We start from the raw sequence: 23,367 nt of genomic DNA on the forward strand, positions 1-23,367 counted from the left end.
AGGGGGGCTGGCCCCTGCCGCCATGCCCGTCCACCGGACGGGCAGGCCTACAGCCCCAGGTACGTGAGCAGCGCGCCCAGGTCCGCGTCGGACAGGGCCTCCGTGCCGTAGAGCGGCATGTTGCCGCCCACGCCGAAGAAGGGCCCATGCCGCACCTTCTCGATGACGACCTGCGCGTGCGGGATGCCCGGGAAGAGCCGGTCGTACTCCCGCGTCACCTCCGGCAACACCGACGCCAGGTCCGTCAGCCGGCCCTCGCCCGTGTGCGTCGCGCCATGGCAGGTCTGGCACGCGGCCCGGTACACCGCTTCGCCGCGCGTGGCGTCGCCCCGGGGCACGTCCTGGACGTCCTTCACCACCGTGAAGGGCAGCGCGGGCGCCTGCGCGTCCGGGCTGAGCCGCGACAGGTATTCATACAGCGCGCGGGCGCGCGGCTCCTGCGCGTCCAGCTTCTTCACGCCGCGCATGAAGTTCACGTAGCAGAAGTTCACCGCGTCCAGCAGCTGCGTCTCGTTGCCGCCCCACCAGCTGGGCCGCGCCGCCACGTCGTGCAGCGTGTGCCCGGAGTCGATGCGCCCCGCCGGCGCCTCCGGGGTCGTCGCGTGACACGTCGCGCACGAGAAGCGGTTGTACTCGCTCTCCGACAGCTTCGAGCTCCGGAACAACGCCTCCCCGTAATCCGCCGCGGCCTGGGGGCCGTCTTCACCGCCACACCCGGCCAGCGCTCCCAGGAGCAGCGCCGCCACACTCCCGCGCACGCCCCTCACGGCTGCCCCCGGAGCAGGCTCACCGAGTCCGGGAAGATGCCCATCCGCACCGTGGACACCACCGTGCCCTCGCTCACGTCCACGACGTGCAACGTGCCCGGGCCCAGGTGGTCCCCCTCGCAGACCGCCAGCCCGTGGCGCTCGTCCGGCGTCAGCATGAACTGGTGCACGTTGAGACAGCCGGCCTGAGACAGCTGCACCGTGCGCAGCACCGTGGACGTCGCCGCGTCGATGACCGCCACCGCGTCCTCCTGCTGATAGGGCATGTAGAGCGTGCGCCCGTCCCGAGTGAAAGCGCCGAACATGGGAGAGCCGCGCAGGAACACCGTGCGCTCCGGGTTCATCGTGCGCGTCCCGGGCTCCAGCACCTGCACCTGCCGGCTCGCCAGCGAGCTGACCCACACGTCCCCCGTCGTGGGCGACACCGTGAGCGCGTAGGGCTGATGGCGCGGATTCACCGCCGTGCCCGCGCCTGCCGCCACCTTCACGCGCGTCACCGGCCTGCCCTCCGCCGCCAGGTCCACCACCGCGACCTCGTCCGACCAGCAGGCCACGTACGCCGTGCGCTCGTCCGCGGACAGGCGCACCGCGTGCGGCGCGGGGCACACCTTCACGCGCTCCTTCACCGTCAGGGTCTCCGCGTCGAGGATGACCATGCGCGCGACCATGTCCTCCTCCGTCCCGCCCTGCCGCGCCACGTCCGCGACGCGCAGGAGGTCGAAGTGCGTCTGGTACAGCGTGCGCCCATCCGCGCTGACGATGACGTCCCCCGGGTTGCGATCCACTCGCGCGGACGCCACCAGCCGGTTCGTCTTCGCGTCCAGCTTCAGGCAGTAGCCATCCGCCGTGCCCGTGCCATGCGCGCCATGCGGACCCGAGCCGCCGCCCGGCACGTAGTTGGAGATGCCCACGTAGTAGAAGTCGCCCGCGGGAGACACCGCCGTGTGGTGCGGCCCCTCCAACTCCACCGGGTTGAGCCCCACCGGCACGCGCGCCAGCTCGCCCCAGCCCGGCGTGCCCAGCCCGTCCATCTCCAGCAGGCTGAGGGAGTCATCCAGGCTGTTGGTCACGATGAGCCGCCCGGAGGGCCCCGGAGGCGGCACCGTCGAACCGCCGCGCGTCCATGGAGCCGGCTCCGCGTACGTCAGCTCGGGGATGTCCGTGCCCGGCTCCGGGGGGGCGGTCTCCGAGCACGCGCCCAGCGCCAGCGCGCAAAGCCAGGCAGCGCGCCTCACCTGGCCATCCCCATGGTGAAGGGCACGGTGGACCCCATCGTGTACGGCCCCTCCGTGATGCGGTTCTGCACCAGGTACGCGCTCACCACCTGGACCGACAGCCCCTTGCCCGCGGCCTCCTTCACCGTCTGCCAGGAGCCGTCATCCAGTTGCCACTGCAACTCCGACGTCAACACCTGGGCGATGGGGCACTCGCGTCCGGCGACTTGGACCTTCACCCAGTAGAGGTCGCCCGTGTACGGCGGCAGGTGGGCCTCGGCGGTGGGCAGCACGAGGTTCCCCAGCCACGCGAGCACCGAGCGCCGCGACTCGCGCGGAGGGCCCTCGGGGAGGGGGGAGGTGCGGCCCGGGCGCTCCAGCGACGCGCGCAGCGGGGACGTCCACTTCCACAGCGGCGCGGCCTGGTCCGTGAAGTACGTCTGCCCGGACTCGGGCGACACCAGCGTCACCGCGCGCGAGCTGTCCACGGGCTGGTTCCGCGCATCCTCCAGCGTGCGCCACGCTTCGTCCGTGGCGGCGCCCGCGTAGAGCGGCTCGCCGCACCCGGTGTCCTGGGGCTTGTTGTCGTCGTCATTGCATGCGCTCAGGGCCAGCAGCGCGACAGCGGCGGTGCTCCACGGCAGGGACGTCTTCAGTCTCATGGTCATGGGTCCTCGCGCCGCCGGCCGCGGCGCCACAGGGGAAGAAGGAACAGGGGAAGCAGCGTGCCCACGGGCGCGGCGGTGCAGCCCGAGGACGGCTTCGGCTTCGGGTCGGTGGGCGTGCCCGCGTCGTCGGCCGGCTGTGCGCCCGCATCCGGCACCCCCGCGTCCGGCACGCCGTCCGGGTAGAGCGGCGCGCCAATCGTCTGCGCGAGCTGGGGCCAGCGCGACGGACACAGCTCGCGCACGGGCGTGCCCGCGGGGCACTGATGGCTGCCCTGGATCTGCTCCAGGCTGAAGAGGGGCTCCCAGGTGGAGCCCTCGTCGCTGCTGCGCGCCAGGGACCAGTCATGGAGCCACGGCGAGCCGCAGCCGTAGATGACGTCTCCCACGCGCGTCACGCACGCGTTGCCGGTGGGCAGCTCCAGCTTGGCGAAGGGCCCGCCCGCCTGGCTGCGGAAGAAGGCGTTGTACGTGGACACCCACGCGGTGCCGCCGTCCGCGGAGAGGTCCATGTTGACGAAGACGTCGTCGATGCCCGCGCCTGTGCGCGCGGTGAAGGTGCGCCCGCCGTCCGTGCTGTGGAGGATGTGCGTGTAGCCCTGCGCGGACACGCGCGCCCAGACGCCGTGAGGCTCCACGGGGTCCGTCGCCGTCACCACGAAGTCGAACGGGCGCACCAGGTCCGGGAAGGCCTGCGGCAGCTCCTCCCACGTCTCGCCCGCGTCGTCGCTGCGGAACAGATACATGCGCGCCGTGTCCGTCGCGGACACGTAGAGCGTGCGCGGCTCCGCCGTGGACAGGCGCACGGCGGAGAAGAGGACCCCCGCGCGCTGGAGCGGCAGCGCCCGCCACGTCTCGCCACCGTCATCCGAGCGGAACACCCCGTTCGTCGCCGACGTGGAGCGGCCCGTGGTCACGTACAACACCGCGTCATCCGTGGGGTGCGCCGCGAGCCCCGTCACCCACGTGTCCTTGAACGCGGGATGTGACGACCACGAACACGCGCCGTCCTTCGAGGACAGGAGCGCGTTGCCCGTGGCCGCCAGGATTTCCCCCGTCCCGCGCCAGACAAAGGACTCCGGGCGCCAGCCGCCGTAGCCCATGGCATCCGGACACACCCAGCGCCACGTGTGCCCGCTGTCGCGCGAGATGACCGCGCCGAACGTGGCCCCCACGAAGAAGTCCTCCGGGTGGCCCCGTCTCAGCGTGACGTTGGCCGACTCTGGCAGGCCGGCGTGGGCCCACGCCGTGCCCGACGCCAGGACCCCGGTCACCGCCGCCCACACCCCCATGATTCGTCGCTTTCGCATCCGGTGCTCCGGGGCAGGCCCCATGGCCCCCCACGATAGCGCCCGGCCCGCGCCTGCATAGCGGCGCGTGCGCGGGACGGCCCCGGGCGTCACCGGCTCCCCATGCGGCAGGCAGCCAGCCGGTATCCCTGGCCCGCGGGGGCTGCGTCGTGGTCGCCACCGGGTGCCGCGGCAACCCTGGCGGCGAGGGGCCCGCACCGCCGGAAGGCTTGAGGTGTTATTGTAACTGAGTTACATAAGTAGCCATGCCCAAGGGAAACCGCACCATCATCCAGCTCGTGTCCTCGGCGGGGACCGGCTACTGCTACACGACGACGAAGAACAAGCGGAAGTCGCAGGAGAAGCTCCAGAAGCGCAAGTACGACCCGAGGGTGCGCAAGCACGTGCTCTTCGTGGAGGGCAGGCCATGACCCGGGCGCGTGAGGCGGTGGACTCGCGGCTGCCGGTGACGGTGCTGTCGGGGTTCCTGGGCGCGGGCAAGACGACGCTGCTCAACCACGTGCTGCACAACCGCGAGGGGCTGCGGGTGGCGGTCATCGTCAACGACATGAGCGAGGTGAACATCGACGCGAAGCTGGTGCGCGGCGGCGGGGCCGCGCTGCGCCGCGTGGACGAGAAGCTGGTGGAGCTGTCCAACGGCTGCATCTGCTGCACGCTGCGCGAGGACCTGCTGAAGGAGGTGGCGAAGCTCGCGAAGGCGAAGCGCTTCGACTACCTGCTCATCGAGTCCACGGGCATCTCCGAGCCGCTGCCCGTCGCGGAGACCTTCACCTTCGAGGACGAGGAGGGCCAGGGCCTGTCGAAGGTGGCGCGCCTGGACACGATGGTGACGGTGGTGGACGCGTTCAACTTCCTGAAGGACTGGGAGGGGGCGGAGGCGCTCGCGGAGCGGGGGCTCGCGCTGGCGGAGGAGGACGACCGCACGGTGGTGGACCTGCTGGTGGAGCAGGTGGAGTTCGCCGACGTGCTGGTGCTGAACAAGACGGACCTGGTGGACGCCGAGGCGTTGGGACGGCTGGAGGCGGTGCTGCGCCGCTTGAACCCCCAGGCGCGCATCGTGCCCTCGGAACGGGGCCGCGTGCCGCTGTCGGAGGTGCTCGACACGCGCCGCTTCGACTTCGAGCGCGCGAGCCGTGCCCCGGGCTGGCTCCGGGAGCTGCGGGGCGAGCACCTGCCGGAGAGCGAGGCCTACGGCATCCGCAGCTTCGTCTTTCGAAGCCGCGTGCCGCTACACCCGAAGCGCCTCTGGGACTTCGTGCACGGGAGCTGGAAGGGCGTGCTGCGCAGCAAGGGGTTCTTCTGGCTGGCGACGCGCATGGACATCACCGGCCTGTGGGCGCAGGCGGGCGGCGCGTGCAGCTTCGAGCCCGCGGGCCTCTGGTGGTCCGCGCTGCCTCGTGAGGAGTGGCCCGATGACCCGGAGGTGCGCGCGGAGCTGGAGCGCGACGTGGCGGCCGGGCCGTATGGAGACCGGCGCCAGGAGATCGTCTTCATCACCCGCGACGCGGACCCCGCGGCGCTGGCGGGCGCGCTGGAGCGCTGCCTGCTCACGCCCCAGGAGCTGGCGAAGGGGCCCAAGGCCTGGGCGCGGCTCAAGGACCCCTTCCCCGAGTGGCGCAGGATGGCTCAGGACGCGGACACGCCGGACACGTCCGCCGGTTGAGCGGCCACCCTCACTCGTCCTGGGAGGGCAGGTCCGTCACGGTGAGCGTGGCGATGCCCATGTTCGTCGTGAGCCCCGACGGCTGGACGCACGCCGCCAGCGTGGTGAGCGTGGGCACCGCGGTGACCAGGCGCACCGCGTGGCCCGCGTGGCGCCCGGAGCGGATGGTGCCCTCGGACGTGAAGACCTGCATCCCTCCGTCGACCACCGCCTCCACGCGGTCCAGCTCCACGGAGGACTTCTCCCCGTTGGACCAGCTCACCGTGGCGGACGTCGCGCCGCCCGCGTTGCCGATGCAGGTCGCGCGCTTCAGGTGCAGCGTCTCCAGCCCCACCGCCGTCATCACCACGCCGTCGTTGACGGGGCAGGCGCTGAACTGGAGCGACTCGCGCTGCACGGAGTTTCGCGGCGTGGTGAGCAGCAGCCCGGGGCGGTACGCCACCTGGAGCGACCCCGAGCAGACCACCACCGGGGAGTCCTCCAGCGTGCGCGCCGCGTCCTCCATCGACTCCGGCAGCTCCGCCTGCGCCAGCGCCTCCTCGCCCCACACCATGTCCTCCGCCGGAGCCTCGGCCTGCGCCGGAGCCTCGGCCTGCGCCGGGGCTTCCGCCCGCACCGGCGCCGCCGCCGGAGGCGGAGACTCGGGTTCATGGGCCCTGGCGGCGCCCGACGCGAGCACCAGCAGACAGCCACCCCGCGCGAGGATGGTCAGCGCGCGGCGCAGGTGGGACGACTTCAGGACATCGAGGGAACGGGAGAGAGTGGAGCGCGACATCATGGGGGAAGACACCTGGGGTAGGAATCCCTGGGACAGGGAGGCCCGAAGGTGGGGAAGCCCTCTCACGCACGACAGCCACCCCGAAGCGCAGGGTTGGCGTGAACCCCAACCTCTCAGGTTCCGCGCATCCGATTCACGCGGTGGACAGTCTGTCCAAGGCTTGTCGTTGATGGCCGTGATGGCTGGCTTTCCATGTTTCGGGATGCTACGGATTCAGGTTCCTGGACCCCGGCGTGGACGTCGTTTGTCCGTCAGGGCGTCCGGGAGGAACGACAAGGCCGTGACTCCAGACGATTTGGACGTGGGCGACGTGGCCGGGGGCCCTGGCTCCAGCGCCACTCGAGGGGTGTGGGCGCGGGTGATGAAGGGTTCGTTGGAGGAGGCGGTGCGCGCCTACGAGGCGATGGGGGCGGGGCAGCGCGAGCGGGTCCTGGAGGAGGCGTTGGTGGTGCCCACCGCCACGCGCACCCAGCTGGTGGAGGTGCTGCGGCAGGCGCGCGACTTCGCGGGCGCGGCGCGGCTGTTGGAGGCGGACGGAGACGACCGGGGCGCGGCGCCGCTGTACGAACAGGCGGGCGCGCCGCTGCTGGCGGCGGAGGCGTGGCTGCGGGTGGGGGAGCAGGCCCGCGCGGCGGCCGCCTTCGAGCGGGCCGGCTCGCTGGAGCAGGCGCTGTCGCTGTACCAGGCGCTGGGCGCGCGCGAGTCTCTGGCGCACCTGCTGGGCCGCATGCACCGGCCCCTGGAGGCGGCGAGGACGTTCCGGATGCTGGGCAACGCGCACGCGGAGCTGGAGATGCTGCGCGCGGTGCCCGTGGACGACCCGCAGCGGCCGGAGGCCGTGCTGCGCATGTGCGAGCTGCTGGACGCGGAGGGCGCCACGTGGCGCGCGCTGGTGCTGCTGGCGGACGGCATCAAGCACGCGTCCGGAGCGGGGCTGCTCCTGCTCCAGGCGGAGCAGGCGCGGCTGCTCCAGCACCTGGGGCTCGCGTCGGCGCCGGAGGGCGCGGCCGCGGCGGAGAAGGCCCCGCCGGTGGTGGATGGCTATGGCTATCTGAAAGCCATTCCCATCTTCGATGGTCTGTCTTTGGAGGACATGCGCGACCTCTACCGTCTGGCCCGGCCCGTCCTGGTGCCGGCGGGCACGACGGTGCTGGAGAAGGGCGCCAGGGGCATGGGGCTGGTGGTGCTGCTGGAGGGCATGGTGAGCGTGTCCACCGGCCCGGGGCCGGACGCGCGCCAGCTCAACATGCTGGGGCCGGGCGCGTTCCTGGGAGAGATTTCGCTCATCCTCGACGGCCCGGTGTCCGCGCATGTGCGCGCGCACACGGTGGTGCGCGCGCTGCGGGTCACGCGGGCGGACTTCCAATACTTCCTGGAGACGCACGAGGCCGCGGCCCTGCGCATCTACCGCCTCTTCACCCAGAGCCTGGCGGAGCGGGTGCGCGATTTGAGCAGCTGAACGGACTGCCCCTGGGAAGGGATGCGTGCGCCGCGCGGCTGGGTTACAGAGGCGCGCATGGCGCACCCTCCACACGCGCGGTCCCTGAAGTCCCAGGCGGCGGCGCTCGCCGCCGAAGGGAAGATGGACGCGGCGCTGGCCGGCTACCAGGCCGCCCTGCGCGATGAGCCGGAGGACGCGGAGCTCCACCAGCGCGTCGCGGAGCTGCTGGAGTGGCTGGGGCGAGCCCCCGAGGCCGCCCGCGCCTACGACGACGCGGCGCTCGGCTGGACCCGCGCGGGTGCGCTCCTGCGCGCGGTGGCCGCCGCGGTGCTGTCGCGGCGCGCGAGGCCCCAGACGGTGCGCGCCCTGGCGGAGCGCTTCGCCCAGCCTCCCGGCGCCCTGGCCCCCACCTTCGCCTGGGTGCCGGACGGCAAGGACGCGGGCGTGCCCGTCCTGTCCGCCGTGGGACGCGACGCCTTCGAGGCGCTCGTGGGGGCGCTGGAGGTGCGCGCCTTCTGGCCGGGCCAGCGCGTGGTGGAGGAGGGCCAGCCGGGCGACTCCATGTTCGCGCTGGTGGAGGGCCGCGCGGAGGTGGCGCGCCGGGTGGAGGGCAACGCGCGCCAGGTCGTCGCCACGCTGGGGCCGGGGGACTTCTTCGGCGAGGTGGCGCTGGTGTCGGAGGGGCCCCGGCTCGCCAGCGTGGAGGTGCGCGAGCGCTCCGTGCTGCTGGAGTTCAAGCGCTCCTCCCTCGCCCGCGTGAGCGCGGCGCACCCGGAGGTGGACGCGGCGGTGCACGCCTTCTACCAGCGCCGGCTGGTGGAGAACCTGCTGCGCACCAGCCCCCTGTTCACCAACCTGTCGCCCGCGCTGAAGCAGGCCATGTCGCGCGAGTTCGACCTGCGCGCCGTGCCCGCGGGACAGGTGCTCCTCACGCAGGGCCAGCCGGGCGACGCCTTCTACCTGCTCCTGCGCGGCCAGTGTCAGCTGTCGCTGGAGCAGCCGGGCCGCATCGTGCTGCTGCCGGAGCTGCGCGAGGGCGACGTGTTCGGTGAAATCTCGCTGCTGCTCGGCAAGCCCGTCTCCGCGACGGTGCGCACGAAGACGCCTTGCGTGGTGCTGCGCCTGGAGCGCGCCGCCTTCGAGCGGCACGTCGTCAGCCAGCCCGGCCTCAAGGGCCAGCTCATGCGCATGGGCACGGAGCGCCTCCAGCAGACCGCGAAGGCGCTCTTCGTCTAACGCGTCAGGCCTCCGCGTCCAGCCGCACGGGGTGCTCGCGCAGCCAGTCCTGCGCGCGGCGGACGCGGTCGGCGCCGGACGCGCGGCCCTCCTTCTCCAGGAGCTGCCGGTAGGGCTCCAGCTGCTCCGGCGTCCACGCGGGCAGCGCCTTCAGGTCCGCGAGCGCCACCAGCTCCTCCGCGCTCCGCCCCCGCGCCTCCTGCCGCGCGGTGAGCAGCGCCGCCAGCACCAGCCGCGCGGGCTCCGCCTCGAAGGCGATGGCCGCGTCGGTGAGCCACTCGCGCGTGGGCTCGTCCGCCGCCGGGTCCTTCGCGCCCGCGCGCATGCGCTCCAGCATGCCTTCGAGGAAGTCCGCGTCCACCGCGCCCTTCACCGCGCGCAGGAGCGCGGCGATGACCTGCCGCCGGGCCTCCGGGTCCTTGGGCTGCGTCTTCATCGCGCGCAGGGGCTCCCACAGCGTGACGGTGAGCCACAGCTCCTCTTCCGGAGAGAAGACGGACGGCGTCGCGGGGTCGCGCAGCTTCGTCTCCACCCGCTGCGCGCGCTCCTTCGCCTCGCGCGAGATGCGCTCCACCAGCGCGGGGTCCGCCTGCACGTGCTTCACCAGCGCGTCCAGCTCACCGGTCTCCGCCCTCCGCAGGGCCTCCGCGGCCTCGGGCGTGAGGGACTCCGGCGCCATGCCTTCCATCAGGGCCTCGTACTTGCGCACCACCTCCGCGTGCTTCTGGCTCCACTCGCGGAACTGCACGTCGAAGACGACGTCCAGCACCGGGTTGTCCTCCGGCCGCACCTTGCCCGTCTTCTTCGCCGCCGTGGCCAGCAGCGCGCCCACGCTCAGCGCCCGCCGCTCCTCCGGCGTGCGCCCGCCCTTCGCCGCCTGCGCGAGCAGCGCCGCGCCCAGCTTCTCCTGGAAGTGGCGCCCGCCCAGCTCGCGCACCACGCCCACGCGCAGGCTGTCTCGGGCGGCCATCGCGTCCAGGCCCTCCTGCGCGGCCAGCTTCGCGAGCGCCTGGCCCACGTGGTCGCTGAAGGCCTTGTCGTCGTAGCGCAGCCCCGGCTGGGGACCGGCGGCCTGGAGCAGCACGCTCAGGTGCTCCAGCGCCTGCGACAGGCGGGACACGTCCGCGTCACCCAGGAGCGCCATGGCGGCCTCCAGGTCCTGCTTCAGCGGGTTCGCGGGGGCGGAGGGAGGAGGCTGCGCGGCTTTCGCGCGGTCCTCGGCGGCGTGACAGGCCTTGTACTTCTTCCCGCTGCCACAGGGGCACGGGTCGTTGCGGCCGGGCTTGGAAGGGCTCACGGCCCGGCACCGTAAGCGAAAGCGCCCGGCCCTTCCATGAACGGAAGGAGCCGGGCGCCCCGGTGCTTCAGGAACGGTTCAGCGGGCTACTGCAGGTTGAAGCCCAACGTCAGGCCCAGCACGTGCGCGGAGCCGGAGTACGTGCCGGGCATGCCCGGCGCCGTGCTCTCCTTGTTCGCCAGCGCGACGAACTGGTAGCCCAGGTCCGCGCGGAACGGCTTGAACTCGTAGCCCACGCCCGCGGACACCTTGATGCGGTTGGCGTCCGGCAGGTCCGGCGTCAGCGTGCTGTTGGGGCTGGGGGACGGGTCGTACGTGAAGCCCAGGCGCACCTGCAGCGCGTCCGTCACGCCGTACTCACCGCCCAGCGAGTACTTCCACTTCGCGTGCCAGCGCTTGGGCAGCGGGTTGTCGATGGACGGGTTCTCGAAGTGGATGGCCAGCTCCGAGAAGGAGGACCAGTCCACCCAGCTCGCGTCGAACGCCAGCAGCAGGTTCGACAGCGGGCGGTACGCCAGGCCCGCCGTCACGGTGGACGGCAGGGTGACGTCCGCGTGCGCCTTCTGGTCCGTCAGCCGGCTCTGGAACTCCACCGGGATGTTCTGGAAGTCCGCCTTGCCCTGGAACGCGATGTCGATGGCGCTGCGGTAGTGGAGGCCCAGGTCCAGGTTGTCCAGCAGCTTGGCCTGCACGCCCACGTTGAAGCCGGAGCCCCAGTCCGCGCCACCCAGGTGGATGGAGCCCTCGCTGTTCACGAAGTCCAGGCCGCGCGTCAGCTCGATGGTGGCCCGGGCGATGTCCAGACCCGCGCCGAAGCGGAAGCGCGGGTGCAGCTCATACGCGAACGACGGGTTGATGTAGTACGTCGCCAGCGCGGACTCGTAGCCGCGGAAGCGGCCGCTGAAGCCCTCCTCCCAGCGGCTGCGCGCGCCGTAGGGCGTGTACACGCCCACGCCGAACGCCGCCTTCTCGAACGGCTTGTAGACCACGAACAGGTGCGGAGGCGGAGACAGCGTGGTGCGCTGCCCCTCCTGCTCCATGCCCGGCCGCTGGAAGTTGATGCTGGGCAGGATGCCCGTGTCGCCGAGCGTGATGTCGAGCTTCTTCACGCCGACCATGTTCGCCACGTTGTAATAGATGGAGGACGAGTCCTCCAGCCACGCCGTGGCGGCGCCGCCCGCGCCGGTGGCGCGAGCGCTGTGGGTGTCGACCTGGAAGCCCGCGGCCTGGCTCGTACCGGCCGCCAGGATCGCCACGAGGGAGAGTGTCTTTTTCATGGGTGTTTGAGTCCTCTCTCAGTGGTTCGCGTTACTGCGCCACGGTGCCGGTGGACAGGAAGCCGATGATCTGGTCCTGGGCGGCGTCACGCACGCTCACCGGGATTTGCGGGTGGTTGAGGAACGAGTGGCGGCCGGACGCCGGGATGCCCCCGATGAGCGACTCCGGGAACATGTACGTGGCCACGGTGCGCGGCGCGTCCTTGCGGTTGGCCGCGTTGATCAGCGCCTGGGTGTTCGCGTTCGGGATGACCTGGTCGCCCTCGATGTACTGGATGAACGCGCGGTGCACCTTGGGGTCCGTGCCGGCCGCCGCGTTGTTGTCCAGCAGGTACGCGTAGTTGCGCGCGTCCGCCGGGTCCAGGATGGTGTTCGCCAGGCTGATGAACGTGTCGAACGCCGGGGTGCCCGGGTTGACGCCCGCGGAGGCCAGCTGGGCCAGGAACGCGGTGCGCTGCGCGGAGAAGGCCGGCGCCGTCAGCAGCACGCTGGCCAGGTTGCCACCGGCCACGTTGAGCACCGAGCGGTGCACGCGCGGAGACACCGCGGTGGACATGGTGCCCATGATGCCGCCGAGGCTCTGGCCCACGTAGTCCACCTGCGCCGCGTTCAGCTGCACGCCCACGGCCGTGGACAGCTCGGGGCTCGCCAGCACGCGCAGGAACTGGCTGAAGTCCACCACGTGGTGGCGGAAGTTGTCGCGCGTGGTGAACAGGTTGCCCAGGTTCAGGAAGTTCCAGCCGGAGATGACCGGGACGCCGGAGCTGTCGCGCTTGAAGTCACCGCCCTCGCAGCGCTGGGTGTCCGCGCGGCACACGCCCTGCGACGGGGAGAGCACGCTGGAGCAGTACACGTCGGCCGGCACGCCCGGCGGGAGCGCCGAGGCGCTGCAGTCCGCGCCGTTCGCCGGCGTGCGCGCCACGCAGCGGCCGTAGGACAGGCTGCCGCGGTTGGTCTCGCAGCGCTGGGTGGCGGGGTCGGCGCACGCGCCGTCGTCGCCCACCGAGCCCGTGGTGCCCAGCACCGTGGCGGAGCCCACGCAGCTGGTGCGCTCACCGTGGTAGACGGCGTCCATCGCGACCACCGCGTAGCCCGCGCCGGTCAGCTTGTTGGCCACGCCGAGCACCGCGGTGCGGTTGCTCGTCAGGCCGTGGCCGAACACCAGCACCGGCCAGCCGGTGGAGGGCGCCTCGCCGTTCGGCACGAACAGCATGAACGGGTAGCGGGTGGGGCGCGGCTCGGTGGGGTTCAGCGTGTCGAACGGGCCCGTGAGCAGCCAGGGCGTGTTGGCCCGCACCTCGTAGACCGCGGCGATGTTGTTGGACGTGAACCCGACCCCGGACATCGCCGCCTTCACCTGCGTGGTGATGGGGAAGACGGAGGTGGGCGCCGCGGGCGTCCCGTACACGCCGCCCGGCAGCGTGTAGAGCTGCTGCAGCACGGACGTGGTGCTCTGGGTGGTGAACGCCCAGCCCAGGGCGATCTTCTTGCGCGGCAGGCCCGCCTTGGCCAGCGCGTCGAAGAAGGGCTTGTGGGCCGCGCGCACCGGCTCCAGCGCCGCCGCCAGCGAGTCCGGCACGGAGGAGATGGTGCTCTTCTTGGTCGCGGCGTCGTACACCGGGTTGGCCAGGCGCATCAGCGCGAACGCCGTCGCCGGGGCCACGTTGCGGCCGCGGGTGTCCTTCAGGTCCGTGGTCAGCACCGCGCCGTACTGGGTGGCGCCATCCAGCGGCGTCTTCGGGACGATCTGCAGCTGCTGCGGGACGTCGACGACACCCGCCGTGCCCACGCTGGTGCCGCAGTCACCGGTCTTCTCCACCAGGCAGGGCACCACGTCCGGCTGGGTGCCCTTGTCCAGGTTGGACAGCTTGAAGAACTTCACGCCCGCGGCCAGCGACGCCGCGTCCACGCGGGGGGCCGGACCGTCCGCCGCCTCGCGGAACATGGTGCCGTCCAGCACGCCCTGCGCGTCGCCGTTCTCCGACACGATGGCGCCCGTGGTGGAGAAGCCGTCCAGCGTGTTCAGGCCCGTGAACAGGTCCTGCTGCAGGCCCGGGGTCGTCGGGACGGGGAAGTTCAGGTGCGCCGCCGCGGTGGCCGTGGCCGGCACGCGCAGCAGGTCGTTGGGGAACGGGACGATGGTGGGGACGCGCGGGGTGGCCGCCAGGTTGATGGTGGCCTCCGGCTGGTTGACCACGCTGAAGGTCCACAGCAGGACCACGTCCTCGCGCTTGAAGCCCTTGGCGACCAGGCCCTCGATGATGGGCGCGTAGCCGCGGCGCAGCTGCTCCAGCCGCAGGGCGCTCTGGGTCTGGTCCGCCAGGCGCTTGGCCGGATCCGTCTCCGTGGAGGGGATGATCTCCGTGGCCGGGGCGCAGTCCGGCGCGGTCAGGTCCTCGCAGGTGACCAGCGGCCTCGCGGAGCTCGCGAAGGCCCACGTCGCCGACCCGATGACCGGGTAGCCCGCGGTCGTCTTCAGGCCGTTCTCACCGCCGATGAGCGCCACCGCGTAGCGGCCGCCCTTCGGCCACGCCGGCAGGCCCGTGTTCGGGTCCACCGGGGGGATGATGTTGATGAGGTCCGTGTCCTCGTTGTACGCGATGGTCGGCGTCACCGGCTTCGTCGCCAGCGGCGTGCCCGCGTACAGGTCGATGAAGACGACCGTCTTCGAGTTCACCGTGAAGGGATCCAGGTCCTTCACCTTGGTGTTGGCGATGGCGGACGTCGGGAAGCCGTTGAGCGAATTCAGGTAGTCGCGCGTGAACTCCTGCTCCGCCGCGGAGGCCGCCGGGTTGATGGGCGCCTCCACCAGCTTCGTGGTCTGGTTGATGGCCAGATCATTGGGAGAGGGAACGACGGCGGGAGAACCCGTGGGATCGAACTCCGCGAGACCGACGTTCGTATTCGGAGCGTCCTGCGCGATCTCCGGCGTGCAGGCGACGGCTCCCAGGGCCATGGCCCCGAGGAACAACTGTTTCTTCATGGTGGGAATCCCCTCCAGCCCAAGGTGAACTGCTGGAAACAATGCAGTGAGTAGCACGCCAATCCCGAGTCACAAAGTGAGAGGGGTTGACGCGCCGAGTCAGGTGTGGGGTGGCGCCGCGTGCATGCGGGTGGACGCTCACGCCGCGTGCGCGGCAGGGGGCGCGTGACGCGCGGGAGAACGCGGATACGCTGCCGTCCATGAAACGACTGCTGACAGTGTTGGCGATGACCGTGGCGATGGGCGCGAGCGCGGAGGAGGCCGGAGGCCTGACGTGGACCGCGCCCGCGGAGTGGGCCGCCCAGCCCCCCAGGCCCATGCGCGCGGCGACATACAAGGTGCCCGCCGCGAAGGGAGACGCGGAAGACGCGGAAATGGCTGTCTTCTATTTCGGGCAGGGGCAGGGCGGCGCGGTGGACGCGAACGTGAAGCGCTGGGTGGCGCAGTTCCAGAAGCCCGACGGCAAGCCCCTGGACGACAAGGACGCGAAGACGAAGCAGGAGAAGGTGAACGGGCTGCCCGTCACCACGGTGGAGGTGAAGGGCACGTACGCGGGCGGCGGCCCCATGATGGGGCCCTCCGCGCCCAAGCCGAAGTTCAAGCTGCGCGGCGCCATCGTGGAGGGGCCGGAGGGCGCGCTCTTCTACAAGCTCACCGGGCCGGAGAAGACGGTGAACGGCGCGGAGAAGGACTTCCGCAAGCTGGTGGAGTCCGTGAAGCCCGCGGCGAAGAAGTAGCGCGGGCAGGCGGAGCCGCGGGGGGCCCCGGAGCGCCGGGGGACGTCGGCAAGCGGATTGCTAAGGCCCTCCGGCACACGGCGCCCGAACGCCGAGCACCGGAGGCCTCACGTGTCGATGTGCCGCAGCCCTGAGTTCCAGAACCTCATCTCCCGCGCCATCACCCTGTTCCCGGAGGACACCGTCCTGGGAGCGCTCCAGCAGATGTACCGCCACGGCGTGCACGTGCTGCCCGTGGTGGAGGGGCGCGGCGGCGACCTGTTGGGCGAGGTGACCGAGGACGAGCTGCACCGCGTGGCCCGCCGCCGCCCGCTGGCGCGGCTGGCTGAAATTCTGACGGTCAAGGCGCTGGCGGCGCCGGAAGAAACGACCGCGGAGGCCGCGGCTCCGCTGCGGCTGGCCGCCTCCAGCGGCTGGCTGCACTGAAAGGACCCTGCGCGCCCATCCGGCGCGGGGGAGGGCAAGCCCGGTGGCCAGGCCGCCTGACCGCTGGTGGACACCCGCCCTTGCGCAAAGGGCTGGGAGCAAACACCTCCAGGTCTGACTGGCGGCTGTCTGACGACTCGTACTGGCGGGCGGGCTGCAATCCCGGAAGGAGGTCAACAGCCTGTTGGCGGTGCCCCCGGCTTTCCGTCGAGGGCGAGGAGGCGGGTCATGAAGGCAGTGGCGATCATCCTGGCGGCGGGCAAGCCCGGGCGGATGTCCCACCCCAAGGCGCTCATCGAGCACGAGGGGGGCAAGAGCTTCCTTCAGTCGCTGGCGTCCACCTTCGGCAAGGCAGGGGGAGGGATGAGCGTGCTGGGCGTGGTGGGCAGCGACGAGGTCGCGGTGCGCGAGCAGCACCCGAGCCTGGAGCTGGTGACGAGCAGGGACTGGGAGAAGAGCTTGATGGCGTCCGTGAAGGCGGGGCTGGAGGCGGCCCTGGCGGACGACCCGGACGTGGTGCTGCTGCATCCGGTGGACATGCCGGCGGTGCGCGCCACCACCCTCAAGACGCTGCTCAAGGCCGTGGGGGAGTCCGGCACGGTGCTCCGTCCGGAGTTCGAGGGCGCCCCGGGCTGGCCGCTGATTCTCACGGCGGACATGGCGCGCAAGCTTCACGACGCGGAGGGCGACAAGCTGGAGGAGGCCGTGCGGGCGCTCTCTCCGCGCCAGCTGGCCGTCAAGGATCCGGGGGTCGTCGTGAACATCAACACGCCGGAGGTCTACGAGCGGCTCTTTGGCGGCCCCCCGAAGCTGGCCCCGCCGCCCAAGCGGCGCATGAAGCGCGCGAACGCGGCCAACGGCGCAGGCGCGGAGTCCGCTCCGGCCTCCTACGCGGCGGCGCCGTCGGAGGAGTAGGCCGCGAGCCGCAGCTCCCGGGGGCCGCACGGTGCGCGGGGACCCCGGGAGTTTTTACTTCAGGCTTCCCGCCCTCAGAACGACAGGCCCAGGCCCGCGTAGGGACCGGAGAAGAGGTCCGCGTGCACCACGCCGTCCAGGTGGCCGCCGTCGCTGAGGTACAGGGTGCGCCAGCCGCCGCGCAGGTTGAGGGCGCCCAGGTGCAGCGCGAGCCCGGCCTGCATGTCCACCTGGCGGTGCGGGAAGGGCACCACCTGGATGCGCGCCTCCACGTCGAAGGGCGACGGGCCGATGCACGCCTCCAGCGACGCGGCGAGGCTGGGGCCCACGAAGATGGCGTCCGGCGCGTGCGCGCTGGCGATGCCGGCCTCCATGCGGAAGCGGCCGCGCTCGGTGGACCACGGCGAGAGGGTGAGGTGCGCGTCCAGCAGCGTCAGGCGGTCCGTGCCAGCCGAGCCGTCGTCCGGCTCCAGCGCGATGCCGCTGACGCGCGCGTCCATGCCCCAGCGCTGGCCGTCCAGGGCCATGAAGAGGTCCAGCGCGCCGCCCACGTCGCCGAAGCTGTCCCCCTGCACGTTGAGGTGCACGAGCGGCGCGGGCCGGGGCGCGCGCTGCCCGCGGGGCGCCTCCATGCGCGCGCGGCGGTGGTAGCTGGCCGGGCCGCTGATGAAGAGCACGTCGAACCAGCCGATGCCGACGCCGGAGGCGCGCACGCTGGAGCGCAACGGCGCGTCCGAGGCGCGGCCCACGGGCGTGGCGCGGTGCTCCTGCTCGCCGTCCCTGTCGTCGGAGTCCTGGGCGGAGGCGTTCTGCCTGGAGCGCTTGCCGAAGCGGGCCTCCGCGGGCGCGGACCCCATCAGGACAGCGACAGCGAGCGCGGCACCCAGCGTCTTCCAGAAGCCCACGGCGACCTCTCCTCTTCTCATGGGCCCGGGGGTGGGGCCGCGGCATGTGGACGCCTGCTCGCCCGGAATATTCAACCCGCGTCACCCCGGTGGAACCAGGGGCCCCGGGGCGGGGGGTGGTGTCCGGAAGGGGGCATGTGCACCCCTGGACACGTGGGCGGCTTCAGAAGGCCAGGCCGGCGCCGGCGTAGGGGCCCACGAAGCTGTCCACGTGCCGGATGCCGTCCACCCGGCCCTGGTCGTCCAGGACGAGGCTGCGCACGCCGCCGCGCACCACGAGGGCGCCCAGGTGCAGCGCCAGGCCGGCGCTCGCGTCCAGCTGCCGGTAGAGGCCCGCGGTGCCCTGCACGCGCGCCTCCAGGTCCACCGGGCCCGCCACGGTGGCCTCCAGGGACGTGGCGAGGCTGGGGCCCACGAAGAAGACGTCCGGCGCCTGGGCGGTGGAGACGCCGCCCTCGAGGCGCCACCGCACGCGCTCGGTGGCCACGGGCGCCCAGGTGATGTGCAGGGTCGCCAGGCGGAGGTCATCCGAACCGTACGAGCCGTCGTCGGTGGGCAGCACCAGCTGCGTGCCCTGCACGGCGATGCCCAGCGACTCGCCCTCGATGCCCAGGAACGCGTCCCCGGCGAGGCCGCCGCCCATGGCGCCCACGTTGAGGCCCGCGCGCACCTCCAGCGGCTGGACGTCGCGCTGCTGCTGGACGAGCCCGGGCCAGGAGCTGGAGGTCTCCGCGGCGACGGTCAGCAGCTCCGCCGCCGCCACGATGGCGTCACCGTAGATGTGAGCGGTGTACGAGGGCCGCGGGGGCGGCGGGCGGTAGGCGTGGGGCTCGTTGTACGAGCTGGAGCGGACGGGCGTGGCGGCGTGGACCCGCGAGCCCCGGTCCTCGCGCCTGTCGTCACGCTTCTTGTCCTCGTTCTTGTTCTCGGAGGTGTCCGGGGACTTCTTGCCGAAGCGGGCCTCCGCGGGGGCCGCGGCCAGGAGGAGGCTGGCGGCGAAGGTGGCGCACAGCGCGGGGCGGAAGGCGGACACGGGAGGCTCCGAGACAGGGGCGAGGTGGAATCCCCTGCGCCCCTGGACGGGCCGCCAGGCGTTCCATTCACTCCAGGTCACGCGTCAGCGCTGCGCCGTCTTCTTCGCCTTGGCATTCGCCTGGCGCTTCAGGGACCGCGAAGGCGGCTCGGTGCGGGCCACGGCCGCGCTCTCCGGCGTCACCGGCGTGGGGGACAGCCGCAGCGTGACGCGCCGGTTGCTGGCGCGGTGGGGCGGGCTGTCGTCGGGCACCAGCGGCCGGTACGCGGCGTGGCCCGTGGCGCTCAGCCGCTCCGGAGCCAGTCCCTCGCGCTCGCCCAGCTGGCGCACCACCGCCACGGCCCGCGCGGCGGACAGCTCCCACGCGGTGGTGGCGGGAGCACCGGGCGCGGCGGGGAGCACCTCGTCGGTATGGGACGCCACCGCCACGCGGTGGTCGGCGAGCGGCCCGCGGAACACCGCCGCGGCCTGCTTCAGCACGGCGGCCCCTTCCGGGGTGAGCCGTGTCGTGGCGGGCGCGAAGAGGATGCGCTCGGACACCTCCACGCGCAGGGCGTCGTCCTCCAGGGCCAGCGTCACGTCGCCCGCCTTGAGCGCGTCCTTCAGCGTCCTGCCCAGCGTCTCGAGCGCCGCCTCGCGCCGCGTCTGCTGCGCCTCCGCGCCCTTCGCCTGGAGCTCCGCCGCCGCGCCGCCCCACTCCTGCGCCTGCTGCTGACGCTCCAGCGCGCGCAGCCGCCCCTCCATGGCCTGCCGCAGCGTCTGCAGCTGCGCGACGTGGGCCTCGGACTCGGCGGCCTCTCGCTCCAGCTGCGCGTCCCGGGCCTCCAGCGCCTGGAGCGAGCGCGAGCCCAGCCACGCGCCCGTGGAGGCCACCGCCACCGTGACGGCCAGCAGCCCCCAGGGCAGCCACCGCCAACGTCCGAGCGCTGCTTCTCTTCGCGCGTCGTCCATGGCCCTGGAGGGTAATGTCCCCCCGGGTGTGGGCGGCAAGGTGGCGTCGTGCGACACCGCCCGCCTGCTTCAGCCCTGCGCCGCTCCGGACGGTTTCTTCCACCTGGGCAGGCGCAGCACGAAGCGCGAGCCCGGCCCGTCCGGCGGTGCCTCTACGAACAGGTCGCCGCCGTGCGCGCGGGCGAGCTGCCGGGAGATGTAGAGGCCCAGGCCCAGGCTCGCGCGGGCGTGTGCTCCGGAGTTGCGGGTGAAGCGCTCGAAGATGCGCTCGCGCGCGTCCTGGGGGATGCCGGGGCCCCAGTCGCGCACGGCGATGACGGCCGTGTCGCCTTCGCGCTCCACGTACAGCTCCACCGGCAGGCCCGGCGCGTACTTCATCGCGTTGGTGAGCAGGTTCATCAGGACCTGCTCCACGCGCGGCCGGTCCGCCAGCGCCACCACCGGGGCGTCCGCGTGCACCACCGCCACGCAGCCCGCGGTGGCCAGCGCCTCCTCCATCCGCGCCACCAGCGCGTGCACCAGCGAGGACAGCTCCACCGCTTCCAGCTCCAGCGCCATCCGCCCCGTGCCCAGCCGCGCCACGTCGAACAGGTGCGACACCAGCCGCGTCAGCCGGTCCGCCTGACGCAGCGCCCCCTGCAGGCCCTGGCCCAGCCGCTCCGACTCGTTCGACGGCAGCTTGTCCACCGTGCGCTGCAGTGACGACAGCTGCAGGTGCAGCGCGGACAGGGGCGTGCGCAGTTCGTGCGTCGCCACGGCCACGAACTCGTCGCGCGCGGCCACGGCCTGCTCCGCCTGCCGGTACAGCCGCGCGTTGTCCACCGCCAGCGCCGCGCGCCACGCCAGGTCCTCCAGCTGCGACAGGTCCCGAGGGCTGAAGCGCCGCGTGGGGGAGCACGTCGCCGCGCTCACGATGCCCAGCGTGCGCCCGCGCGCCATCAGCGGGACGACCATCACCGAGCGCGGGGCGAGCCCCTCCAGGACCTGCTGGTGCGCTTCGCTGACGGCGAAGGCGCGCATGGCGGCCTCGTCCACCTCGACCACCAGCTCCGGGCGCCCCGTCTCCAGCACCCGGCGCAGGAGCGTCTCGGCGCCGGGATGCGGCGCGTAGGGCATGGACTTCTCCAGCTGGGCCTGGAGCTGGTCGTCCCGGGCGCGGTGCTCCACGCGCTCCAGGTGCTCGCCGTCCTCGCCCAGCATGTCCACCAGGCAGTAGTCCGCCAGCTGCTCCACCACCAGCTCCGCCACGTTGCGCACGGTGGTGCGCCAGTCCAGGGACGTGGCCAGCCGCGTGGTCGCGTCCGTGAGGAAGCGCAGGTGCGTCTCCATGCGGCGCTGCTCGGTGATTTCGCGCACCACGCCGCCCACGCCCAACAGCTCCGTGCCGGAGCGCACCGGGAAGTACGTGGCCAGGAAGGTGCGCGGCTCCGGGCCCGCGACGTACTCCACCGGGTCGTCCACCACGGCCACCTGGGACTCCAGCACGTGGCGCAGCAGGTCCTCGATGGGGCCGCCCGCGGGGCCCATCAGCTCGCGGGGCGTGAAGCCCAGGTGCTTCTCCAGGGGGATGCCGTTGTTCTCCGCGACGACCTTGTTGAGCCGCACGTAGCGCATGTGCGGATCCACGAAGCCCATGCCCACCGGGGACGCGGCGAAGAAGGCCTCCAGCATGGCCGCGGACGCGTCGCGCTCGCGCAGCGCCTCGCGGGCCTCGCGGTACAGCCGGGCGCTCTCCACCGCCAGGGCGGCGCGGCGCGCGAACTCCGTGGCGTACCCCAGGTCGCGCTTCGTGTAGCGGCGCGCGGGCGACGCGGACACCAGGTTGATGATGCCGAAGCGGCGCCGCCCCACCGCCAGGGGCAGCAGCATGGACGAGCGCGGGGCCAGCGCCTCCAGCAGCCGGCGGTGCTCGGGCGAGCGGGACACCTGGTCCAGCCACTCCGGCGTGAGGTCGGAGATGAGCACGGGCTTGCCGCGCGAGAACACCCCGGCGAGCGGCGAGCCCGAGCCGGCCTCCGGTGGGAAGGACAGCGTCTGGTCGAGCAGCGCCTGGCGCCGCGGGTCCCTCGCGCTGAGCGCGAGCCGGTGCAGCTCGCCGTCCGGTCCCAGCACGTCCACCATGCAGTAGTCCGCCCACTCCAGCGTGGCCAGCCGCGCCACCGCCTTGAGCGTGGTCTCCCAGTCCAGGGACTCGGCGAGCAGCCGGCTCGCCTCGCTGACGAAGAACTCCGCGCGCTCGGTGGCCTTGCGCTCGGTGATGTCCACGTGGATGTTCACCGCGCCCACGAGCCGGCCGTCGGACGAGTACAGCGGCGCCGCGGAGTTGAGGATGGTGCGGCGCGCACCGTCCCTGCCGACGATGTCCACCTCCTCGTTGGAGATGGTCTGCCGGCTGCGCAGTGTGCGCGCCACGGCCCACTCCTCGCCGCGCAGGCGCTTGCCCGTGCCCGGCCAGTACGCCTCGAAGCTGTCGAAGTGCTCCAGGTGCATCCCCGCAAGCGCGGCCGGTCCCCACATCGCGCTGGCGGCGGCGTTGGCGGCGAGCAGCCGGCCCGCCGTGTCCACGATGACGACCCCCACGGGCAGGAGCTGCAGCACCGTGCGCAGCCACTCCTGCGGCACGGGGGTGGACTCCGCCAGAAAGGTGCCAGTCGGCTCGGACATGGGCGCGGAGCCCCCTTCCCCGCGGGAGGTTCTACGGTGGGGGTGGCGGGGGAATGGGACCACCCGACCCCGGTTGGATCCGGCTTTCCGGGAGTTGGCACCTGGATCCACCCGGCGGCAGGGCGGGGGGCTTGATTCGGAGCGGCCAACGGGGCGTCATTCGGGGCTTTCGTTCACGGCCGCGCTTCCAGCGGCCGGGCTGCCGCAAGGAAGGGTGGATGGGAATCGCGTGTGTGGTGCTGGACTTCGATGGGACCTTCACGGACGTGCTGGCGGAGGGCGAGCCCTTCCAGAGGCACTTCCAGGACGCGCTGTACCGGGTGCTGGGACAGGACGCGTCCCAGGCATGGGCGGAGGAGGTCGCCGCGCTGAATGAGGGCGTGGACCAGTACGGCTGGGAGGTGGGAGGGCGCATCGTGGCGCCGGCCACCGCGGATCCGTACCTGACGGCCACCTGCACCGCGCACCGGCTGCTCAAGCGCTTCGGCAAGGGCGACGACGAGGCCCTGCGCACGGACACGGTGCAGACGCTGTACCGGGACGCGTACCGGCACTCGGCCACGGCCTTCAAGGCGGAGGCGAAGGAGGTGCTGGAGGCGCTGCTCGCCACGGGCCTGCCCGTGTCGGTGGTGACCAACGCGCACACGGAGCTGGTGGAGGCCAAGCTGGACAAGCTGGCCCCCCAGGGCCGCGAGCGGCTGAAGGTCTTCGGCGACGCGCGCAAGTTCCAGCTGGAGGAGACGCAGCCGCAGGACGCGCGCTTCGACGCGCTGCCGGAGGCGCTCCACCTGGACGGCGTGCTGGGCCGGCCGGTGTACCTCAAGCGCGGGCGCTACTTCTCCGCGCTCAAGCGCATCTGGGACACCACGCACACGGGCCCGGAGTCCACGCTCGTCGCGGGTGACATCTTCGAACTGGACCTGGCCATGCCCGCCGCGCTGGGCGCGCACGTGCAGCTGGTGGAGCGCGCCAACGTGATGCCCTACGAGCGCGCCGCGGTGCAGCGGCTGGGCACGCGGGGCAGCGCGGACAAGAGCCTGCGCGCCATCCTGCCCCGGCTGCGCTGAAGGGGCGGCACGACACCCCCGGAACGCGGGGGGATGCG

At 72.5% G+C, this 23,367-nt stretch carries 20 protein-coding genes; 8 read left to right on the forward strand and 12 right to left on the reverse strand.

The window, feature by feature from the left end; translation table 11 throughout:
• Positions 1–47 precede the first annotated feature (47 nt).
• The 4 genes from KYK13_RS01675 to KYK13_RS01690 are packed head-to-tail and all read right to left on the reverse strand — an operon-like array spanning position 48 to position 3,956.
• Positions 48–767: a c-type cytochrome gene (locus KYK13_RS01675; RefSeq protein WP_370645268.1), complete on the reverse strand. Its 720-nt coding sequence runs from the start codon at positions 765–767 to the stop codon at positions 48–50.
• A complete protein-coding gene (locus KYK13_RS01680) occupies positions 764–2,002 on the reverse strand; it encodes a YncE family protein (RefSeq protein WP_223641354.1) in 1,239 nt (412 codons plus the stop codon). Before KYK13_RS01680 ends, KYK13_RS01675 begins: the two co-directional genes overlap by 4 nt.
• Positions 1,999–2,643: a hypothetical protein gene (locus KYK13_RS01685; protein ID WP_223641356.1), complete on the reverse strand. Its 645-nt coding sequence runs from the start codon at positions 2,641–2,643 to the stop codon at positions 1,999–2,001. The genes KYK13_RS01680 and KYK13_RS01685 overlap by 4 nt, the downstream gene beginning before the upstream one ends.
• Before the next feature lie 2 nt (positions 2,644–2,645).
• Complete coding sequence (locus KYK13_RS01690; protein WP_223641358.1) at positions 2,646–3,956, reverse strand: sialidase family protein; 1,311 nt, start codon at positions 3,954–3,956, stop codon at positions 2,646–2,648.
• Positions 3,957–4,201: 245 nt separating this feature from the next.
• Here KYK13_RS01690 and rpmG point away from each other — a divergent pair, with 245 nt between their 5' ends.
• Together rpmG and zigA are read left to right on the forward strand one after the other, a co-directional pair.
• Positions 4,202–4,366 (forward strand): 50S ribosomal protein L33, encoded by a 165-nt coding sequence (gene rpmG, locus KYK13_RS01695; RefSeq protein WP_223641360.1) that lies wholly within the window; start codon positions 4,202–4,204, stop codon positions 4,364–4,366.
• Positions 4,363–5,619: a zinc metallochaperone GTPase ZigA gene (gene zigA / locus KYK13_RS01700; RefSeq protein WP_223641361.1), complete on the forward strand. Its 1,257-nt coding sequence runs from the start codon at positions 4,363–4,365 to the stop codon at positions 5,617–5,619. The genes rpmG and zigA overlap by 4 nt, the downstream gene beginning before the upstream one ends.
• A gap of 10 nt (positions 5,620–5,629) precedes the next feature.
• Here the strand turns inward: zigA and KYK13_RS01705 are convergent, their stop codons facing one another.
• Positions 5,630–6,397, reverse strand: a complete 768-nt coding sequence (locus KYK13_RS01705) for a hypothetical protein (RefSeq protein ID WP_223641363.1) — start codon at positions 6,395–6,397, stop codon at positions 5,630–5,632.
• Positions 6,398–6,758: 361 nt separating this feature from the next.
• On the opposite strand from KYK13_RS01705, the gene KYK13_RS01710 reads away from it, so the two are divergent.
• Together KYK13_RS01710 and KYK13_RS01715 are read left to right on the forward strand one after the other, a co-directional pair.
• A complete protein-coding gene (locus tag KYK13_RS01710; protein ID WP_370645398.1) occupies positions 6,759–7,856 on the forward strand; it encodes a cyclic nucleotide-binding domain-containing protein in 1,098 nt (365 codons plus the stop codon).
• Between the two features lie 57 nt (positions 7,857–7,913).
• Positions 7,914–9,074 carry a cyclic nucleotide-binding domain-containing protein gene (locus tag KYK13_RS01715; protein ID WP_223641369.1) on the forward strand — a complete coding sequence of 387 codons (1,161 nt, stop codon included), beginning with the start codon at positions 7,914–7,916 and terminating at the stop codon, positions 9,072–9,074.
• A gap of 4 nt (positions 9,075–9,078) precedes the next feature.
• Here the strand turns inward: KYK13_RS01715 and KYK13_RS01720 are convergent, their stop codons facing one another.
• The 3 genes from KYK13_RS01720 to KYK13_RS01730 all read right to left on the reverse strand — a co-directional run bounded on the left by KYK13_RS01720 (position 9,079) and on the right by KYK13_RS01730 (position 14,631).
• Complete coding sequence (locus KYK13_RS01720) at positions 9,079–10,371, reverse strand: YecA family protein (RefSeq protein WP_223641372.1); 1,293 nt, start codon at positions 10,369–10,371, stop codon at positions 9,079–9,081.
• 86 nt (positions 10,372–10,457) lie between these two features.
• Complete coding sequence (locus KYK13_RS01725) at positions 10,458–11,648, reverse strand: OmpP1/FadL family transporter (RefSeq protein WP_223641374.1); 1,191 nt, start codon at positions 11,646–11,648, stop codon at positions 10,458–10,460.
• A gap of 31 nt (positions 11,649–11,679) precedes the next feature.
• Positions 11,680–14,631 carry a hypothetical protein gene (locus KYK13_RS01730; RefSeq protein WP_223641376.1) on the reverse strand — a complete coding sequence of 984 codons (2,952 nt, stop codon included), beginning with the start codon at positions 14,629–14,631 and terminating at the stop codon, positions 11,680–11,682.
• A gap of 200 nt (positions 14,632–14,831) precedes the next feature.
• Between KYK13_RS01730 and KYK13_RS01735 the strand changes: the two genes are divergently transcribed.
• From KYK13_RS01735 to KYK13_RS01745, 3 genes are all read left to right on the forward strand, one after another.
• Entirely contained in the window at positions 14,832–15,368 is a 537-nt protein-coding gene (locus KYK13_RS01735) for a hypothetical protein (protein ID WP_223641378.1), read from the forward strand.
• 117 nt (positions 15,369–15,485) lie between these two features.
• Positions 15,486–15,794, forward strand: a complete 309-nt coding sequence (locus tag KYK13_RS01740; RefSeq protein ID WP_223646468.1) for a CBS domain-containing protein — start codon at positions 15,486–15,488, stop codon at positions 15,792–15,794.
• Positions 15,795–16,022: 228 nt separating this feature from the next.
• Complete coding sequence (locus tag KYK13_RS01745; RefSeq protein WP_223641380.1) at positions 16,023–16,709, forward strand: NTP transferase domain-containing protein; 687 nt, start codon at positions 16,023–16,025, stop codon at positions 16,707–16,709.
• 74 nt (positions 16,710–16,783) lie between these two features.
• Here the strand turns inward: KYK13_RS01745 and KYK13_RS01750 are convergent, their stop codons facing one another.
• The 4 genes from KYK13_RS01750 to KYK13_RS01765 all read right to left on the reverse strand — a co-directional run bounded on the left by KYK13_RS01750 (position 16,784) and on the right by KYK13_RS01765 (position 22,262).
• Positions 16,784–17,614, reverse strand: a complete 831-nt coding sequence (locus tag KYK13_RS01750; RefSeq protein ID WP_223641382.1) for a hypothetical protein — start codon at positions 17,612–17,614, stop codon at positions 16,784–16,786.
• Between the two features lie 163 nt (positions 17,615–17,777).
• A complete protein-coding gene (locus KYK13_RS01755) occupies positions 17,778–18,647 on the reverse strand; it encodes a hypothetical protein (protein WP_223641384.1) in 870 nt (289 codons plus the stop codon).
• Positions 18,648–18,731: 84 nt separating this feature from the next.
• Entirely contained in the window at positions 18,732–19,598 is an 867-nt protein-coding gene (locus KYK13_RS01760; RefSeq protein ID WP_223641386.1) for an OmpA family protein, read from the reverse strand.
• 69 nt (positions 19,599–19,667) lie between these two features.
• Entirely contained in the window at positions 19,668–22,262 is a 2,595-nt protein-coding gene (locus tag KYK13_RS01765; protein WP_223641388.1) for a PAS domain-containing protein, read from the reverse strand.
• Positions 22,263–22,480: 218 nt separating this feature from the next.
• Here KYK13_RS01765 and KYK13_RS01770 point away from each other — a divergent pair, with 218 nt between their 5' ends.
• Positions 22,481–23,329: an HAD family hydrolase gene (locus tag KYK13_RS01770; RefSeq protein WP_223641391.1), complete on the forward strand. Its 849-nt coding sequence runs from the start codon at positions 22,481–22,483 to the stop codon at positions 23,327–23,329.
• Positions 23,330–23,367 lie beyond the last annotated feature (38 nt).

This window comes from Corallococcus sp. EGB, assembly GCF_019968905.1.
GTDB lineage: Bacteria > Myxococcota > Myxococcia > Myxococcales > Myxococcaceae > Corallococcus.